The sequence below is a fragment of the Ruegeria sp. CF8 genome (assembly GCF_056537285.1).
The window spans coordinates 340209-356506 of record NZ_JBQFRG010000005.1 but is presented as its reverse complement, the minus strand read 5'-3'; the positions used below and the strand labels follow the sequence as shown (position 1 = coordinate 356506).

Here is a 16298-nt window from a genome sequence, read left to right as displayed (position 1 = left end):
GTCCTTCAGTTCGAGTTCAGGCCAGAAGCCAAAGTATTCGCCGCATCGACGGCAGCGACCCGTGTCTGAGCCGCCTGCTCCCAATCGGCCATCGCGGCCTGCGCCGCTTCGGGAAGCGATTTCAGCTCGCTCAACGCTTTGGACAGGTCTCCGTCCGCCAGCGCAGCCTGAGCGCGCGACAGAACGGCGTCCGGCCCATCCCCTTCTTGTGGCGTGACCGAACGCGCACCCGTTTGCCGTTGCAAAAAGGCAATCAGGCCGGTGCCCTTGTCCGCATCACGCGCGTTTGCCAAAGCATTTCGGGCTGCTGGCTCAAAAGAAGCCCGAAGTGACGACAAGGTTTCCACACCTTTGTCAGCCGGCGCGCTCAATGCGTCAGGCACATCGACACCACCCGCCTTCAATTCCGCAACCAGTTCGGAATAGGGTTGGCCCGCATCCAACTGCCCATGCAAACGAGACAGAACAGCGGCATTTGTTGCGGCCTGCGCTTCGGCAGATGCCTTTGCCTCGAGCGCTTGCGCGTCTGAAACCATCTTTTCGACCTCAGCCCGTTGCGCTGCCAGCGAATCCTGAAGCTTTTTCAGCTCAGCCTCGAATGCGGCAGTGGCCTCGGGTGATGCGTTGGCTTCGATTGGGGCTTTCTCAAGCGTTGCGATCCGTTCCGATAAAGGCGTGACCTGACCGGACAGCGCATCAACTGATGATTTGACCGCGTTCAGGTCACCTTCGACCGGTGCCAGCTTGTCAGACAGGGCTTTGACCTGATCGGTCAGACCAGAAACATCTGGAGTGTTTGCCAGCGTCTGAGACAGCTTCGCAATCTGATCCGATTGATCCGCCAGTTTCGATTCCAGTGCCGCCAGAGCGTCCGAGTTGTCGGTTCCACCCGGTAACAGCCCACCATTGCCCAGCGCAAATCCGACTACAGCGGCGACAGCCCCGCCCAACAAAGCGGGCACAAATCCACCGCGCTTTTCCACCACACGCTCGACAGTTTTTTCTTCGACCGGAGCGGTCTCTTCCGGTGGCGCTTCGGCTTCGGCTTCGGCTTCGGCTTCGGCTTCGGCTTCGGCTTCGGCTTCGGCTTCGGCTTCGGCTTCGGCTTCGGCTTCGGCTTCGGCTTCGGAAAGGTCTTCTGCTACAGGTTCATCGGGGTCAACAGGCGTATCTTCCTGTTGCAGCTCGGATTCAACGACATCGTCTGCCTTGGGGTCTTCCACCGGCTTTTCGTCGGATTTCTTCTTACCAGCCACCGCAATATTCCCCTTATCGAATCCAAATTCAGATGAATAACAGCCCAAGTTAAGTTAATCGGGGACCTCGCCTCCCTCAACCCGCAACACATGTTTTACAAGCTTTTTAACTGCCTTACGCATTTTCTTGGGTGTCGGTGCTTTGGCGATCTTTAGATGCGCATAGTCCATGGAATAAAGGGGATAAGCCGTTGCTTGACTGATTGCAGCCAGCCAAAGCGGCGCTGAGCCAGACCAAATATCGGCAAAATGTCGCGCCGTGCGCGGTGAAAATAATGGGGCGATGACAGGCAAATTTCGGTCTGCGGCGTAGGCCGCCTCTGGTGTTAGCGGCAACAGAAGCTGCTGATAAACCGGCTGTTCGCGCGCGGTCAGTCCAGATTCGGTCAGCCGAGCAGCGATATTGCCGCGCGTGTGCTCACCCCGCAAATGCAACAAAGGGCTGTCGGGCCGATTCTTCAGCAAGTAACCTACAAGCTCTTCGGCTGTGGCCCCAACCATCTCAGCCTGCCAGCCGTAACCTTTGGCAGTCCCGGTCGTCGACGGACCGACGCAATAAGCAGGCAACGTGCGATCAACACCTTTGGAAGCCGCCGCATTCACCGCGTTGGCCGAGGTGAAAATCAGACCCTTAACCCCCTCTGTTTCAACCGCGACACTCAAGGGCCGAATCTCGAGAATTGGGGAATAGATGACCTGAACCCGGGATCTGACGCGGGTTGGCAGTTGCGCGACAAACCGTTTCGAGGCTGCGCGCGGGCGGGTCATCAACAAATACAACGTATGGCGCCTTGGCCCTTGAGGATTGTTTGCATCCGCGCAGGGTGATACCCCGCCGTTGTTAACATGATGCAACGGATCAGGGTGATGGTGCAAACACTTACCGTGCTGGGTTTGGAAAGTAGCTGTGACGACACGGCTGCCGCCGTTGTGCGCCAAACCGAAGGTGCGGATGCTGAAATCCTGTCGTCGGTCGTACATGGTCAAACCGATCTGCACAGCGCCTATGGCGGTGTTGTGCCCGAAATCGCAGCGCGCGCGCATGCGGAAAAGCTGGACGTCTGCGTAAAACAAGCGCTGGAGTCCGCCGGCCTGAATCTGCGCGATATGGACGCCATTGCCGTGACCGCCGGCCCGGGTCTGATCGGCGGAGTGATGTCCGGCGTCATGTGTGCCAAAGGGTTGAGTGCCGCGACCGGCCTGCCCCTGATCGGCGTTAACCACCTCGCCGGGCACGCGCTGACACCGCGCCTTACAGACGGGATCAGCTTTCCCTATTTGATGCTTCTGGTCTCCGGCGGCCATTGCCAATACCTGATCGCTCACGGACCCGAGCATTTCACGCGCCTTGGCGGCACAATTGATGACGCGCCCGGAGAAGCCTTCGACAAAACCGCGCGCCTTTTGGGCCTGCCACAACCCGGTGGTCCGTCTGTTGAAGCTGAGGCCCGCGCTGGGGATCCCAAGCGCTTTCGCTTTCCCCGGCCGCTGCGGGACCGGCCCGGTTGCGATCTGTCCTTCTCGGGGTTGAAAACGGCTTTGATGCGGATGCGCGACCAGATCGTCGCGGAAAAGGGCGGGCTGACCCGTCAGGACCGCGCCGATCTGTGTGCCGGGTTTCAACAGTCGATTGTGGACACATTGGCCGAGAAAACCCGACGCGCGATGGACCAGTATCTGGACCTCAACCCATCTGAACCTGTGATTGCTGTAGCCGGAGGCGTCGCAGCAAATTCGGCTATTCGCGCAGCGTTAGAGACTGTTTGTGCCGAAAAAGGTACGCGATTCACGGCCCCGCCGCTGCCCTTGTGCACGGACAATGCCGCCATGATCGCCTATGCCGGGCTGGAGCGTTTTCGCACCGGCGCGCGTGATGGTCTGGACCTGACCGCACGTCCCCGTTGGCCATTGGATCAGCGCAGCCCGGCGATGCTTGGCAGTGGCAAAAAAGGGGCCAAGGCATGAGCATTTCTGTCCTGGGCTCTGGCGCATTTGGAACCGCACTGGCGATTTCATTGGCGAGCAATGGATCCGTGACGCTGTGGGCGCGGGATGCGGATCAGGCTCAGCAAATTCAGACGACGCGAAAGAACGAGGCACGCCTGCCCGGTGTTGCATTGCCGTCAAACATCACCGCAACGGCAGATATCGAAATAGCACGCGAAGCAGATACGCTTTTGCTGGCTGTTCCCATGCAGAAACTGCGTCAGGCTCTGATATCTCATGCACCCCTGTTGCAGGGCAAAACGCTGGTCGCTTGCTGCAAAGGGATTGAACTGTCCTCGGGCCTCGGGCCGATAGCCGTGATTGAAAGCGTTGTACCAACTGCCGACATCGCGCTGCTGACTGGACCCAGCTTTGCTGACGACATCGCACGCGGCCTGCCAACAGCGCTGACACTGGCATGTATGGATGCCCAATTGGGCAAATCGTTACAAGCCGAATTGACCACTGCAAATCTGCGCCTTTATCGCACGACCGACACGGTTGGGGCCGAGCTGGGCGGTGCGCTCAAAAACGTTATGGCCATCGCATGCGGCGCGACAATGGGGGCCGGATTGGGCGACAGTGCGCGCGCGGCGTTGCTGACCCGCGGCTTCGTCGAAATGCAGCGATTCGCCACGGCCCGAGGCGCGCACCCGGACACTCTGATGGGCTTGTCGGGACTGGGCGACCTCGTTCTGACATGTTCGTCTGACTTGTCCCGAAATTACCGTTTTGGCCTGAGTTTGGGTCTAAACCAAAGCTTTGACAGCCAAACTACAGTCGAAGGTGTCGCCACAGCGCGCGCCATGTCGGACATCGCCGCAAAAGAAGGGCTGGACATGCCTATCAGCACAACGGTGGCGGATCTGAGCCATGGTGCATACAGTGTGTCTGAGGCCATTCAAACCTTGCTCAATCGACCCCTCAAGGAGGAATAAATGCTGATCGCTCTCATCGCCAAAGACAAACCCGACGCGCTGCAAACCAGGCTGGACAACCGCGCAGCCCATCTGGCGTATATCGAAGAGACGGGCGTGGTGTCTCAGGCGGGCCCATTGCTGGACGGTGATGCTATGATCGGGTCGCTGATCGTTTTGGACGTCGCCGACACGGCCGCCGCGCAGGTTTGGGCTGACAATGACCCTTACGCCAAAGCGGGATTGTTTCAGTCGGTTGAGCTGATTCCATGGAAAAAGGTGATCGGTTGATGGCGTATTGGCTGTTCAAGTCCGAACCTTCAACCTGGAGTTGGGACCAGCAAACCGCCAAGGGGGAAAGCGGCGAGGAATGGGATGGCGTGCGAAACTATCAGGCGCGTAATTTCATGCGTCAGATGGCCGTTGGGGATCGCGGGTTCTTTTACCACTCGCAAAAAGACAAATCGGTGGTGGGCATCGTCGAGGTCTGCGCCGAAGCTCATCCGGATAGCACTACCGATGATGATCGATGGGAATGCGTGGACATCAAGGCAGTTCGGCCCTTTGCCAAACCGGTGACGCTGGACCAGATCAAGGCGGACGAACGTCTGGCTGAAATGGTGCTGGTCAAGAACTCGCGCTTGTCGGTGCAGCCGGTGACTGAGGACGAATGGAAGGTGATTTGCGCACTGGGTGACACGCAGCCTGATTGACGTGCAAACCTTGTGTCTGGCGCAAAACTTCTCAAGCGCTCGACAAAATGCTATGTTTCTCTGGGCTTCGCCGGGTGGGGGCTTGCCATCTGCGGTTTTTTTTCAATCGCAGACGCTTGGTGGTGTTCGAATGAAATTCGGTCTTTCTTGAAAGTATGACCCCATGTCTGACGTTAAAGGCGGCAGTGGGATTCTCGAAGACGCCGTTGCTGCGAAGAACACAAAAACCTGGGAAGCGCGCCTAGAAGAGGCGCGCAAGAAGCGTGCAGATGTGCTGGCTGACGGAAAGGTCGAAGCGCGTGAACCACCACGTTTGAAACCAGCTGAAACAGACCTTCTACCGCCCGCAGATGATGCAGAGATCGATGAGATCGTGTCCGAGCGGGTGCGCTCTCTCCATTTGGATGAACCAGTCAGAAAACCGCCTTCGAAAAGCCGGGTCCCTATCATTGTGGCCGCTGTGTTTTGTGGGGCTTTGTTGCACTGGGCCGGCGCAAAGGTGATCGAGACCCGGCAATCCACAACCGAAAACGCTGTTGCGCAATCAAATGATCCCCTAGACGAACCTGCACTGGATCAAACACTCTCACCTGCACCTGCACCGGCCGAGCAATTTCCTGAGGAGCCGGTTGCGCCCGCGCTTGAGGAAGCAATCCAGGCTCCGATTCTTGAGAAAAAGCCAGCTTCCCCTGGCAGAGATACAGATGAAACATCAGCGCAAGAACTAGAGGCGTCATTCGCTCCGCCAACTGTGTTTCTTCCCGCTTCTCTTGAGCCTGTTTCGGAAAATACTGCGGAACTTGCGACGCAGGTATCATTTTCGGTCCCTGTTGCACCGCAAAACCCCGAATCCAGCCCGCTAAGAAAGCGCAGTTCTTTACAACCGACACAAGCCGTCTTCGACCCGCTGCCCAAAGAGATCACGCTGTCAGCGACGCCGAGCTACGCGGAAGTAAAACCACTTCAATCCTCTAAAGCTCCGATCAACCTTGAAGTGTCTTTGTTCGTTCCGGCAAGGGTCTCGCAAGACACCAGCGACCGGGCATTCGAGCTTTTGAACGAAAGCCAGGCGAATGTAGTTGCAACGGCGCGCGTCGGGTATCGGATCAGAGAAACACAGGTGCGGTATTATCACCCCGCTGACGCCGAAAACGCCAATCTCGCTGCCAAGGCTCTGGGCGGTATCGCGCGGGACTTCACAGGTTCGGGCAGTAAAACGCGCCCTGGACGCATTGAGGTTTACCTAGCTGGCGCAGGTGGAGGCGCAAACCGCAATTCCGCCAGGCAGCCGACAAGCTTCGACACCTTTATAGACCGCATTCTCAATGAGTTAAGACAATAAATGAGGGAAGGTTCCGACGATGCAGAACCTTCCCTACCCCCGCGTGCTCCCTACTCACCACACGCGTATAGAAATGTCTGGTTCTGACCGTCCTGGTCACAGTTTGAACCTAGCCCAACCGCTGGCTGTGGTTCAAACACCAAATATTTAAACTACAAATCAAATACGAAACGCCCGCCGAAAAAGACGGGCGTTGCATGAATTTTACGAATAATCAGCCGTAAACGGCTTCTTTGCCAAAATGCTTGGTCAGCATGTAATAGACCACCGCGCGGTATTTGTTGCGCTCGGACATGCCATAGGTTTCCATGGCTTTGTTGATACCTTCCATCAACTCGGGCCCGTCGGACAAACCCAGCTTCTTGATCAGAAAGTTGTTCTTTACTGTTTCCAGTTCGGAGTCCTGGCTTGCTGCAACTGTTGCCGCATCTGCGTCATAGATCGCCGGACCGCAACCGATGGTGACCTTGGTCAACAGATCCATATCGGGGTCCATCCCACATTTGCTTTTCAAATCTTCAGCGTACTTGGCGATCAGCTCGTCGCGCTTGCCCATGTCCCAGTCTCCTTAATCCATAAATCCGGCAATCATCACCGATGGCCGGAAGAGTAGCCGCGTCCACGGATATTCCAAAAGGAAAAAAACCTGCGATTTCTCCCCCCAAAAATCAGAGGTGGAACACTAGTCGCCGAAGGGTCTAACGGCAGTATCCCCAACCGGGACCTTGCAGGTGGAAATGGTCTGCGTGCAAACGATTGAAATCAGGGCCAAGAACGACGCGAAACCACCCGCAAGCCCCGCGCCATATCTCGCGCAGAAAAACGGATTCTGGTTCTGTACCTTGCCAGTCAGACAGCAAGTTCAGCACCCGGCCATCCGCAGTATCCATTCCAATAATGTCGATGGAGTCTGCGCGCGCGTGACTGCTCCACCCGCTGTTTTCACCCTGCGCTGTGCGCATACGGCGACAGTTATAGCTGCCGATATGGCGCAGTCGGGTTATGTCGGTTCCCAACAGGTCGCGCGCCGCGGGTTGCACGACGTGGTGTTCCCACATGGCCAGACGCAAGGTGGTGGCACAGCTGGTTTCCACAGGCTCCATCCGCGCCGTTACCAGTTGCGACAGCAAACCCCGACCGCTGATGCCGCAATTCTGATCGACGACCAGATCCTCCATCGCGTGAAATTGCACACCCGCCTCGGACAAAGCAGCACGGCATTGCGCCTCATGCGTCAGTGCGCGGTTCAAATGCCATTTTGTTACCGGCGTCACCGGCGCGCTGATTTTCAGATCACGCAATGGATTCCAATGTGATGGCACAGGTGTTTCAGGATGCGCCAACAGCCACCATCCCCCTCCGCCCAGCAGGATCACCACGACCGCCAGCCTGAAAATGAAAGACGCCGCCGAGTACAAAAACCGGCGGCGTCCAGAAGTCTGCGTCATCGTCAGACAGCGATTAGTAGCGGTAGTGTTCCGGCTTGTAGGGGCCTTCCGGTTTCACACCGATATACGCGGCCTGATCTGCGTCCATCTGGGTCAACTTCACGCCGATGCGATCCAGGTGCAGACGCGCCACTTTCTCGTCCAGATGCTTGGGCAGGATGTAGACCTTGTTTTCGTACTGGTCGCCCTTGGTGAACAGTTCGATCTGTGCCAGAACCTGGTTGGTGAAGGATGCCGACATCACGAACGAAGGGTGGCCGGTGGCGTTGCCAAGGTTCAGCAGACGGCCCTCGGACAACAGGATGATGCGATTGCCCGAGGGCATCTCGATCATGTCTACCTGTTCTTTGATGTTGGTCCATTTGTGGTTCTTCAGGCTGGCGACCTGAATTTCGTTGTCGAAGTGACCGATGTTGCCGACGATCGCCATATCCTTCATCGCGCGCATATGCTCGATGCGGATCACGTCCTTGTTGCCGGTGGTGGTGATGAAGATGTCCGCGTTGGCGATTTCATCTTCCAGCAGGGTCACTTCAAACCCATCCATCGCCGCTTGAAGCGCGCAGATCGGATCAACTTCGGTGACTTTCACACGGGCACCGGCACCGCGCAGCGATGCTGCCGAGCCTTTGCCCACGTCTCCGTAACCGCACACAACAGCAACCTTACCGGCCATCATGGTGTCGGTGGCGCGACGGATGCCGTCAACCAGAGATTCCTTACAGCCGTATTTGTTATCAAACTTCGACTTGGTGACCGAGTCGTTCACGTTGATCGCAGGGAACGGCAGGTGGCCATCTTTTACCAGCTGATACAGGCGGTTCACACCGGTGGTGGTTTCCTCAGACACACCCTGAATCTGGTCGCGCATCTTGGTGAACCAGCCGGGGCTTGCTGCCATACGCTTGGCGATCTGTTTCTTGATCACCTCTTCCTCTTCCGAACCCGGAACAGGGATAATGTCCTCACCCGCCTCAGCACGAGCACCCAGCAGGATGTACAGTGTTGCGTCGCCGCCATCGTCCAGGATCATGTTCGGGCCTTCGTCGAACAAGAAAGACTTGTCCAAGTAATCCCAATGCTCTTCCAGCGTCTGGCCCTTGATCGCAAAGACCGGAATACCGGCCTCGGCAATTGCCGCTGCCGCGTGGTCCTGGGTCGAGAAGATGTTGCACGAGGCCCAGCGCACATCCGCGCCCAGCGCAACCAGAGTTTCGATCAGAACTGCTGTCTGGATGGTCATGTGCAGCGATCCAACGATGCGCGCACCTTTCAGTGGCTTGCTTTCGCCGTATTCCGCACGCAGGGACATCAGCCCCGGCATTTCGGTTTCAGCAATGTCCAATTCCTTGCGGCCGAATCCGGCCAGTGAAATGTCCTTAACGATATAGTCCCCGGCCATCAGGCGCTCCATTTTTTCCGGTTTTACTCAGTCCCGGCTGCCCCTAACATTCATTGGGGCAGGTGGCAATGTCGATGAGTTAAAACCGAAGGGTATGGGCCTGTGTCAGCTTGGGGTACCATCAATTTTAATCTTGGGTATTGCTTCAAAAAAATCCGTACCAACAGCAACAATACAGCTGATGCCATTCGCATTGGTGACCAGAACGGTATAACTACCGGTTTCCTTTGAGGTCCAAACCTCCATCACCGATTGCGCACCGCGCGTCTTTTGCAGACCGCCAAAGGCCAATTCCTCGGCGTAGCTATCCTGCAACTTTGTGATGATCGCTTCGCGCTCTGCGCAGTTTTGGGCAAAAGCGGGCGGGGCTGTGGCAGCCATACCAAAAGTCAATGCTATGGCGAACAAACGCTTGAACATGGCAAACTCCTTTCATTTCGCGTTTCGCTTGTGAGAGGAGCACACCGGGAGAAGCGTGTGCCCCCCTCGGTTTTAATGTCGGGATCGAGTGGTGATGTTTCAAAGCACGAACGCTCAAGAAAACGTTGGCAGCAAGTGATCCTGACAGGTACATCATAGCAGAAAAATACGATTTTTATGTGTCCGACTTCACAAGGCATGGCAAAATGGCAACACGACCCCGAGCATGGCAGCGCATGCTGTCAGGCCGCAGGCTTGACCTGCTGGACCCGACCCCAGTGGATATCGAGATCGAAGATATCGCGCACGGATTGGCCTTTGTTGCGCGCTGGAACGGGCAAACAAATGGTGATTTTGCCTATTCAGTGGCCGAACATTCCCTGCTGGTCGAAGAGATTTTCGGTCGAATTGCGCCCAAAGCCCCCATCAAATGGCGATTGGCGGCCCTGTTACACGATGCGCCGGAATATGTGATCGGAGATATGATTTCACCCGTCAAATCCGCCGTCGGACCGGATTATGGCGCGCTGGATGACCGCTTGGCAGCAGCAATCCATATACGTTTCGGGTTGCCAGCTGAGGTACCGAAGACGGTGAAACGACAGATTAAGAAGGCCGACAAGATAAGCGCTTGGATGGAAGCAACGCAGATTGCCGGGTTTTCAGAGGCCGAGGCCACCAAGTTTTTTGGTCGTCCCGACAAATCGGTGATGGAAGGATTGACGATTACCTTGCGCCCGCCAATCGAGGTGCGGCAAGCCTTTACCGCGCGGCATGAAGACCTGCTGTCACATCTGTAGCAGGCGGTGCGAGCGACAAAAAAGATGGTGATAAAGAGATGAAGAAACAGACTGGAAACCGGCTTCTACTGCTTGCCAATCTGGTTCTGTTTCTGGCTCTTGCTGCCGTTTTGATCAAAACCGGGTACCTTTCAAAAACGGTCCGCAAATTCAGCGGGGCATCCGTTCCCGTAACTGAAACCGATCACTACAAGCGCATGGTTTGGTTGCACGAACGGCCAATTTCTCAGGCATTGGCTTCACCCGATATTCAAATCGCTTTTATCGGCGATTCCATCATTGAAGGGTGGCTGACCAGTAACGTGGTCAAAAACTCTCTGAATCTGGGGATCAGCCGTGACACTACGCCGGGTCTGATTGCAAGGGTTAACCCGGAACTCATTGCACATATTCCGGTCTGGTATCTGGGGATCGGTGTCAATGATGCAATGACCAACACGCCCATAGAAGAGGTGCCAGTCTATGTCGCGCAGCTTGCGGACAGTTTTGCACCCGCAAACACGTTGATCTGGCGCGCTGTTCTGCCCGTTAAAGGCGCACCCTGGACGCCCGAGAACGAGGCATTCCGATCCGCTTTCAACGCAGCTGCACAACAAGCATGTTCAAAAATGAAGAACTGCACTTTTCTCGCACCGCCGCTTGAATATGGTGAAAACATCAGCGACTGGACATCAGACGGTTTGCATCCCAATGCACTCGGGTACGCGCATCTCACCAGACAGCTTTGTAATCACGTTCCGTGCCAATCAAATCAACCGTGACCAAGATCAGTAGGCGCTTTGATCTTTGTACTAAGACAAAGACGCCCTTTACGCGGGCTGCGCTTTGCCAAAATCCACTGCAACGTCCGGCGATGCATGTTCAGACATCGTGTCGTCTCGGACAAACTGCCCAAGCTCAGTATTAACCACTTTGGTTTTTTAGTCGTCTTCGGGACCCGCTATTGTCTGAACGATGCAACAGAGAACCGGCGAAATCTTGCCGCGTATTTACAGACCTCTTTTCACAGCCCGTACGTTACCCCTAAAACTCACATGTCTTCGAATGGGCAGTGAAGATTCTTGAACACAGGCATACGCAAAACACACACGACTTGGCCGCGCATGTCCGGCACAACCCGAGCCGCGATTGCGGTGGGGTTCTTTAGCCTGATCTCTGCGTGCGCCGATGGCCCAACCGATGCGCAGCTCGACCCGGATCGTCAGTTAATGGCGCTACGCGAGGTCTCGCAAAAGCAGTCCCGCGGGCAAAGAGTGTGGTGCGTACCCTATGCGCGCAACCTCAGCGGTATCGAAATTCGTGGAAACGCCAAGGATTGGTGGGGCAAGGCGCGCAGTGCGTTTGATCGGGGCAGCGAACCGGTTGTTGGTTCAGTCATGTCGTTTCGGGCAACACGCGGGATGCCACTCGGCCATGTGGCTGTCGTATCCGATGTTGTCACCGAGCGGGAAGTCATCGTGAACCACGCCAATTGGCACCGCAACAAAGTGTCATTGAAGATGGGCGTCAGAGACGTGTCCAAAAACAATGACTGGACACTGGTTCGTGTCGAAAGCCTTCCGGGTCAGTATGGCAGCTTGTACCCGGTGAACGGGTTCATTTATCCGAATCCCGACGGTCAGCCCTAATTGGGATCCTCCAAAGAGGACCCTGATCGGATCGAACCCAAAGGATTTTCTCTATCTGGGACTGCGCTTTGCCAAAATCCGCTGCAACGTCCTGCGGTGCATGTTTAACCGTCGCGCCGTCTCTGAGACGTTCCGATCACACAGCTCGTAAACCCGCTGAATGTGTTCCCAGCGCACGCGGTCCGCGCTCATGGGGTTTTCAGGTGGCGGGGGAAGCTCATCGCCCTTAGCTAGCAGAGCATTGGTAATATCAGTGGCATCGGCGGGTTTGGACAGATAGTCCGTCGCGCCGATCTTCACGGCGGCCACGGCAGTTGCGATTGCGCCGTATCCGGTCAAAACCACAACCCGGCTGTCCGGGCGTTTTTCACGCAGCACTTCAACCACGTCCAGGCCGTTACCATCCTCAAGCCGCAGATCAACCACGGCATAAGCCGGTGGGCGTGCAGTGGAAATAGCGCGGCCTGCTGCGACGGATCCGGCGGTTTCAACTTCGAACCCACGCTTTTCCATGGCCTTGGCCAAACGTCTCAGAAACGGCTCGTCATCATCCACCAGAAGCAGTGATTTATCAGGGCCAATATCAAGCTGAGAACTGTCTGCCATACTTAGGTCTTTCTGCTATTTCATGCCGTTGGCTTGAACATGAGTAATAGCAGCGCGGGAACAAAGGTCAAACAACCTTGTTACGAAGCGGACTGATCCAAAAAGCATCCGACCTTGTCCGCCATTTGCTCGGCCGTGTCATCGCGCTTGAAAAATTCAAGAAAACCATGCTCGGGCGTGACCAGATATGTGAAGGTGGAGTGATCGACCAAATAATACTCGTCGCTTTTGTCATGCGCCTTGTAATAGGTCTTGTAAGCCTTGCTTGCCGCCTTCACTTGCTCGGGCGAACCGGTCAGCGCGATGGTCTTGCCGCCTAGGTTGAAGGCATAGTCAGCCACCACCTCTGGCGTGTCACGTTCGGGGTCGATTGAAATGAACAGCGGCGTCGTGGAATATCCACGCTCGGCCAGAATATCCACGGCGTCGGCATTGCGCGACATGTCAAAAGGACAGACATCCGGGCAGAACGTGTAGCCGAAATAAACCAACGTCGGCTCGGTGATCACATCTGCGTCAGTCACCGTTTCGCCCTTGCCATTGACCAGCTCAAACGGCCCGCCGATAGTGGCCGATCCCCCTGCGATCTGGCTGGACCGGCATTGCGCAAACTGGTCTTCAGAACCGCTGCCGCGCGTCAGAAGCCACATGGCCCCAAGGCCAATTGCCAATACAACAGTTGCGAGAATTGCGTATAGACGGGTCATTTCAGCGTTCCGGTCACAAGGGCGTTGTTGATCGTTTCGGCCGGGACACCTATCAAGATGATCAGCCTTTGCAACAGGACATAAGGAACCGATGGCAGAATCCAACCAGACTTTTTGGCGCGGCCAGGAACGGAGCAGCTGGATTCGCCTGCGCACTCTGATCCTGTTGCGGTGGGTGGCCATCATTGGCCAATTCACAGCCATTACCGTTGCCCAGCAATATTACGATGTGCAGTTGCAACTGGGCTTGTGCTATCTGGCCATCGGTATTTCGGTTATGGGCAATCTGACAGCCATCCTGTTGTTCCCACAGAACAAGCGCCTGACCGAGTTTGAGAACTTTTTGATGGTTCTGTTTGACCTCTTGCAGCTGTCCATTTTGCTGTACCTAACCGGTGGGCTGAACAATCCGTTTGCACTTTTACTGCTGGGACCAGTCACGATTTCCGCAAATGTCATGAGCACGCGTTCGACCCTGATCGTTGGCGCAGTGGCGATTGTGCTGACAACCCTGCTGGCCGAGTTCCATCTGCCGCTGCGCACCAGCCTGGGGCTTGTTTTGGATATTCCGGATATCCTGCTGTTCGGCAATTGGGCCGCGATTGTCATCGCTATCGTCTTTATCGGAGCCTACTCCCACCGCGTCAGCTCGGAAGTTCAATCCATGTCCGAAGCATTGGCTGCGACGCATATGGCATTGGCGCGTGAACAAAAGCTGACTGACCTCGGGGGCGTTGTTGCCGCCGCTGCGCACGAGTTGGGCACGCCGCTGGCAACAATCAAACTGACCAGTGCAGAACTGATCGAGGAACTGGATGACCACCCAGATCTCAAGGAAGACGCCGCTTTGATCCGCGAACAGGCCGACCGGTGCCGGGACATCTTGAGGGACATGGGCCGGGCTGGTAAGGACGATCTTCATTTGCGACAGGCCCCGCTTTCGACCGTGGTGAACGAAGCCGCAGAACCACATGTCGGCCGCGGCAAAGAGGTCCACTTTTACGAAGGGCCGGCGCAGGACGGGGATTTGCAACAGCCCTCGATCCTGCGAAAGCCCGAAATCATCCACGGATTGCGAAACCTGATTCAGAATGCAGTGGATTTTGCACGGTACAATGTCTGGGTCGAGGCTGAATGGACCGACAACCTTATCACCGTCAGCATTATGGACGACGGACGCGGATATCCGTCTCATATGATTGGTCGCATCGGTGATCCATTTATGCGGCGCAGGCGGGCTGAAACGGACCAGAAGGCCCGTCCGGAATATGAGGGCATGGGCCTTGGCCTGTTCATCGCCAAGACCTTGCTGGAACGCAGCGGTGCCGAATTGGAGTTCGCCAATGGCGCTGATCCCTATCAACGCCTGACTGACGACCCCGCCCGCAAAGGTGCCATTGTCAAAGTGTCCTGGCCACGCAAGCTGATTGACGCACAAAAAGGCGATACGCCTGTCCCATCGGGTCTGAACGAACGCATTCAGGTGTGAGTTAAGAGACCGTTAACCAATCCTGCTCATAGTCCAAGCGGGTTGGGGTCTGCTTTGGGGAACACAATGGCTGATTGGATCATTTTGGCCGCGATCAGCATTGTCTCGGGCTGTTTTGCCGTTCAGTGGCTCTTACCGCGACGTGCGCAAAGGGATCATGCATTTGGGCTGTTTTCAAACACCTCATTGTTTGACGCGGTATTTCTGTTCGACGAAGAACGGCTGATCAGCCATTCCGACATCGCCCTGGCAGGTTTCGAACATGTGAGAAACTGGACCGACTTGCGCCGATTGCTACAAAGGGATTTCCCGACCTTTCCGGAATCTCCGGGTGCTGTACGCGATAAGGGATATGTTGTGGTGTCTCCTATCGACTGTACTGTCGAGCGCGATGTTCTTTGCGAGTGGATTGACGGAATTGTCCGTGTCCGCCTGCGTGAAGCTGCCAAGGCCAAGCCCGCGGGGTCAGAAGCGCAGAACGATCCAACCCGGCTGGCCATGGATCAGGCCCCATACCCAGTTTGGCTGCTGGGTCAGAACAACCGGGTCCAATGGTGCAACGCCGCCTATGTCACACTCGTCCGCAAAGCACGCGATCAGGACGCCGACCTGACCGACCCCTTATTCCCCTCAACGCCCGAAGAACGATCCGTTGGAAAAACCAGAGTATCTGTCGAAGTTTCAGGCAGCAGTAACAAGCTTTGGTTCGATCTGACTCAGGTAGAGCACGCGTCCGGCCACCTGTGTTATGCCGTCGACATCAACGCCATCGTCCAAGCAGAAACCGCCCAGCGCAAGTTTGTCCAGACGATGACCAAGACCTTTGCGCAGCTTTCAATCGGCTTGGCCATTTTTGATCGCAACCGGCAGCTTGCCCTGTTCAATCCGGCGTTGATCGACCTGACCACCCTGCCACCAGATTTTCTAAGCTGTCGTCCGAGTCTGAGCAGCTTTTTCGACCGCCTGCGGGATCAGCACATGATGCCCGAGCCCAAGAATTATCGCAGTTGGCGGCGCCAGATGAATGACCTTCTCGAAGCAGCAGAAGACGGAAACTATCACGAGACATGGTCGCTCCCATCCGGTTCGGTCTATTCGGTCAGTGGTCGACCACATCCCGACGGGGCCGTGGCGTTTTTATTTGAGGACATCACAGCCGAGATCACCCTGACGCGCCGCTTTCGGTCCGAAATGGACCTTATGCAGTCCATATTGGACAAGCTTGCAGACGGAATTGCCGTGTTTGCAGATGACGGCACCCTGGCATTGACCAACTACGCGTATCAAAGACTTTGGGGTGACACGGAAGACGCGGGTTTTCAGACTGATACCGCCACAGATGTTACACGACGCTGGCAGGATCTCTGCCTTGCGACCCCGATCCTGGGTGAGATCAGGGACTTCTTGGAAATGCATGATGATCGGGCGGAATGGACTGCTGAAATACATCTCAGATCCGGTACCCCTGTTCAATGCACGGTCACTCCGCTCCATAACGGTGCAACCATAGTTCGCTTTTCTTTTTCTGAAGCCACGTCGCAAATCCGGCAGATAGAACAGATCAGCGCCTGAACCGGGTTGCAG

The 16298-nt window shown here is 56.1% G+C and carries 18 protein-coding genes and 1 pseudogene; 10 read left to right on the top strand and 9 right to left on the bottom strand.

Annotation, left to right across the window (positions count from 1 at the left end; all coding sequences use genetic code 11):
• Positions 1–5: 5 nt before the first annotated feature.
• Both ACR0EV_RS14205 and ACR0EV_RS14200 read right to left on the bottom strand, forming a co-directional pair.
• Complete coding sequence (locus ACR0EV_RS14205) at positions 6–1256, bottom strand: COG4223 family protein (protein WP_480800683.1); 1251 nt, start codon at positions 1254–1256, stop codon at positions 6–8.
• Positions 1257–1310: 54 nt separating this feature from the next.
• Entirely contained in the window at positions 1311–2024 is a 714-nt protein-coding gene (locus tag ACR0EV_RS14200; RefSeq protein WP_480800682.1) for a uroporphyrinogen-III synthase, read from the bottom strand.
• Positions 2025–2123: 99 nt separating this feature from the next.
• Between ACR0EV_RS14200 and tsaD the strand changes: the two genes are divergently transcribed.
• From tsaD to ACR0EV_RS14175, 5 genes are all read left to right on the top strand, one after another.
• Positions 2124–3221, top strand: a complete 1098-nt coding sequence (gene tsaD, locus ACR0EV_RS14195) for a tRNA (adenosine(37)-N6)-threonylcarbamoyltransferase complex transferase subunit TsaD (RefSeq protein ID WP_480800681.1) — start codon at positions 2124–2126, stop codon at positions 3219–3221.
• Positions 3218–4180 (top strand): NAD(P)H-dependent glycerol-3-phosphate dehydrogenase, encoded by a 963-nt coding sequence (locus ACR0EV_RS14190; RefSeq protein ID WP_480800680.1) that lies wholly within the window; start codon positions 3218–3220, stop codon positions 4178–4180. The genes tsaD and ACR0EV_RS14190 overlap by 4 nt, the downstream gene beginning before the upstream one ends.
• A complete protein-coding gene (locus ACR0EV_RS14185) occupies positions 4181–4450 on the top strand; it encodes a YciI family protein (RefSeq protein ID WP_480800679.1) in 270 nt (89 codons plus the stop codon).
• The gene (locus tag ACR0EV_RS14180) at positions 4450–4872 is read left to right on the top strand and encodes an EVE domain-containing protein (protein ID WP_480800715.1); all 423 of its coding nucleotides are present in this window, start codon (positions 4450–4452) and stop codon (positions 4870–4872) included. Before ACR0EV_RS14185 ends, ACR0EV_RS14180 begins: the two co-directional genes overlap by 1 nt.
• A gap of 163 nt (positions 4873–5035) precedes the next feature.
• Positions 5036–6214 carry a hypothetical protein gene (locus tag ACR0EV_RS14175; RefSeq protein WP_480800678.1) on the top strand — a complete coding sequence of 393 codons (1179 nt, stop codon included), beginning with the start codon at positions 5036–5038 and terminating at the stop codon, positions 6212–6214.
• Between the two features lie 214 nt (positions 6215–6428).
• On the opposite strand, the gene ACR0EV_RS14170 is transcribed toward ACR0EV_RS14175, so the two are convergent.
• The 4 genes from ACR0EV_RS14170 to ACR0EV_RS14155 form a co-directional block, all read right to left on the bottom strand.
• On the bottom strand, positions 6429–6770 hold the full coding sequence (locus ACR0EV_RS14170) for a DUF2853 family protein (RefSeq protein WP_480800677.1): 342 nt from the start codon (positions 6768–6770) through the stop codon (positions 6429–6431).
• A 142-nt stretch (positions 6771–6912) separates the two neighbouring features.
• Positions 6913–7662, bottom strand: a complete 750-nt coding sequence (locus ACR0EV_RS14165) for an extensin-like domain-containing protein (RefSeq protein WP_480800676.1) — start codon at positions 7660–7662, stop codon at positions 6913–6915.
• Between the two features lie 13 nt (positions 7663–7675).
• Positions 7676–9064 carry an adenosylhomocysteinase gene (gene ahcY / locus ACR0EV_RS14160; RefSeq protein ID WP_480800675.1) on the bottom strand — a complete coding sequence of 463 codons (1389 nt, stop codon included), beginning with the start codon at positions 9062–9064 and terminating at the stop codon, positions 7676–7678.
• A 105-nt stretch (positions 9065–9169) separates the two neighbouring features.
• Entirely contained in the window at positions 9170–9484 is a 315-nt protein-coding gene (locus ACR0EV_RS14155) for a hypothetical protein (RefSeq protein WP_480800674.1), read from the bottom strand.
• A gap of 206 nt (positions 9485–9690) precedes the next feature.
• On the opposite strand from ACR0EV_RS14155, the gene ACR0EV_RS14150 reads away from it, so the two are divergent.
• Both ACR0EV_RS14150 and ACR0EV_RS14145 read left to right on the top strand, forming a co-directional pair.
• On the top strand, positions 9691–10284 hold the full coding sequence (locus tag ACR0EV_RS14150) for an HD domain-containing protein (protein ID WP_480800673.1): 594 nt from the start codon (positions 9691–9693) through the stop codon (positions 10282–10284).
• A gap of 38 nt (positions 10285–10322) precedes the next feature.
• Complete coding sequence (locus ACR0EV_RS14145; RefSeq protein ID WP_480800672.1) at positions 10323–11045, top strand: SGNH/GDSL hydrolase family protein; 723 nt, start codon at positions 10323–10325, stop codon at positions 11043–11045.
• Positions 11046–11095: 50 nt separating this feature from the next.
• On the opposite strand, the pseudogene ACR0EV_RS14140 reads toward ACR0EV_RS14145, so the two are convergent.
• A pseudogene (locus ACR0EV_RS14140) lies at positions 11096–11173 on the bottom strand (two-component system response regulator); the annotation flags it as partial.
• Between the two features lie 214 nt (positions 11174–11387).
• Between ACR0EV_RS14140 and ACR0EV_RS14135 the strand changes: the two are divergent.
• A complete protein-coding gene (locus ACR0EV_RS14135) occupies positions 11388–11912 on the top strand; it encodes a CHAP domain-containing protein (protein ID WP_480800671.1) in 525 nt (174 codons plus the stop codon).
• A gap of 51 nt (positions 11913–11963) precedes the next feature.
• Here ACR0EV_RS14135 and ACR0EV_RS14130 read toward each other — a convergent pair whose 3' ends face one another.
• A complete protein-coding gene (locus ACR0EV_RS14130) occupies positions 11964–12518 on the bottom strand; it encodes an ActR/PrrA/RegA family redox response regulator transcription factor (RefSeq protein WP_050604676.1) in 555 nt (184 codons plus the stop codon).
• A gap of 80 nt (positions 12519–12598) precedes the next feature.
• A complete protein-coding gene (locus ACR0EV_RS14125) occupies positions 12599–13225 on the bottom strand; it encodes an SCO family protein (protein WP_480800670.1) in 627 nt (208 codons plus the stop codon).
• Positions 13226–13316: 91 nt separating this feature from the next.
• Here ACR0EV_RS14125 and regB point away from each other — a divergent pair, with 91 nt between their 5' ends.
• A complete protein-coding gene (regB, locus tag ACR0EV_RS14120) occupies positions 13317–14714 on the top strand; it encodes a sensor histidine kinase RegB (RefSeq protein WP_480800669.1) in 1398 nt (465 codons plus the stop codon).
• Positions 14715–14780: 66 nt separating this feature from the next.
• Positions 14781–16286 carry a PAS-domain containing protein gene (locus ACR0EV_RS14115; protein ID WP_480800668.1) on the top strand — a complete coding sequence of 502 codons (1506 nt, stop codon included), beginning with the start codon at positions 14781–14783 and terminating at the stop codon, positions 16284–16286.
• Positions 16287–16298 lie beyond the last annotated feature (12 nt).

Coding starts and splice junctions, on each gene's coding strand:
- ACR0EV_RS14150 (WP_480800673.1), top strand. CDS start 9,691: ATGGCAACACGACCCCGAGCATGGCAGCGCATGCTGTCAGGCCGCAGG.
- ACR0EV_RS14190 (WP_480800680.1), top strand. CDS start 3,218: ATGAGCATTTCTGTCCTGGGCTCTGGCGCATTTGGAACCGCACTGGCG.
- ACR0EV_RS14185 (WP_480800679.1), top strand. CDS start 4,181: ATGCTGATCGCTCTCATCGCCAAAGACAAACCCGACGCGCTGCAAACC.
- ACR0EV_RS14145 (WP_480800672.1), top strand. CDS start 10,323: ATGAAGAAACAGACTGGAAACCGGCTTCTACTGCTTGCCAATCTGGTT.
- ACR0EV_RS14115 (WP_480800668.1), top strand. CDS start 14,781: ATGGCTGATTGGATCATTTTGGCCGCGATCAGCATTGTCTCGGGCTGT.
- ACR0EV_RS14175 (WP_480800678.1), top strand. CDS start 5,036: ATGTCTGACGTTAAAGGCGGCAGTGGGATTCTCGAAGACGCCGTTGCT.
- ACR0EV_RS14155 (WP_480800674.1), bottom strand. CDS start 9,484: ATGTTCAAGCGTTTGTTCGCCATAGCATTGACTTTTGGTATGGCTGCC.
- ACR0EV_RS14170 (WP_480800677.1), bottom strand. CDS start 6,770: ATGGGCAAGCGCGACGAGCTGATCGCCAAGTACGCTGAAGATTTGAAA.
- regB (WP_480800669.1), top strand. CDS start 13,317: ATGGCAGAATCCAACCAGACTTTTTGGCGCGGCCAGGAACGGAGCAGC.
- tsaD (WP_480800681.1), top strand. CDS start 2,124: ATGGTGCAAACACTTACCGTGCTGGGTTTGGAAAGTAGCTGTGACGAC.
- ahcY (WP_480800675.1), bottom strand. CDS start 9,064: ATGGCCGGGGACTATATCGTTAAGGACATTTCACTGGCCGGATTCGGC.
- ACR0EV_RS14200 (WP_480800682.1), bottom strand. CDS start 2,024: ATGACCCGCCCGCGCGCAGCCTCGAAACGGTTTGTCGCGCAACTGCCA.
- ACR0EV_RS14135 (WP_480800671.1), top strand. CDS start 11,388: ATGTCCGGCACAACCCGAGCCGCGATTGCGGTGGGGTTCTTTAGCCTG.
- ACR0EV_RS14125 (WP_480800670.1), bottom strand. CDS start 13,225: ATGACCCGTCTATACGCAATTCTCGCAACTGTTGTATTGGCAATTGGC.
- ACR0EV_RS14130 (WP_050604676.1), bottom strand. CDS start 12,518: ATGGCAGACAGTTCTCAGCTTGATATTGGCCCTGATAAATCACTGCTT.
- ACR0EV_RS14165 (WP_480800676.1), bottom strand. CDS start 7,662: ATGACGCAGACTTCTGGACGCCGCCGGTTTTTGTACTCGGCGGCGTCT.
- ACR0EV_RS14180 (WP_480800715.1), top strand. CDS start 4,450: ATGGCGTATTGGCTGTTCAAGTCCGAACCTTCAACCTGGAGTTGGGAC.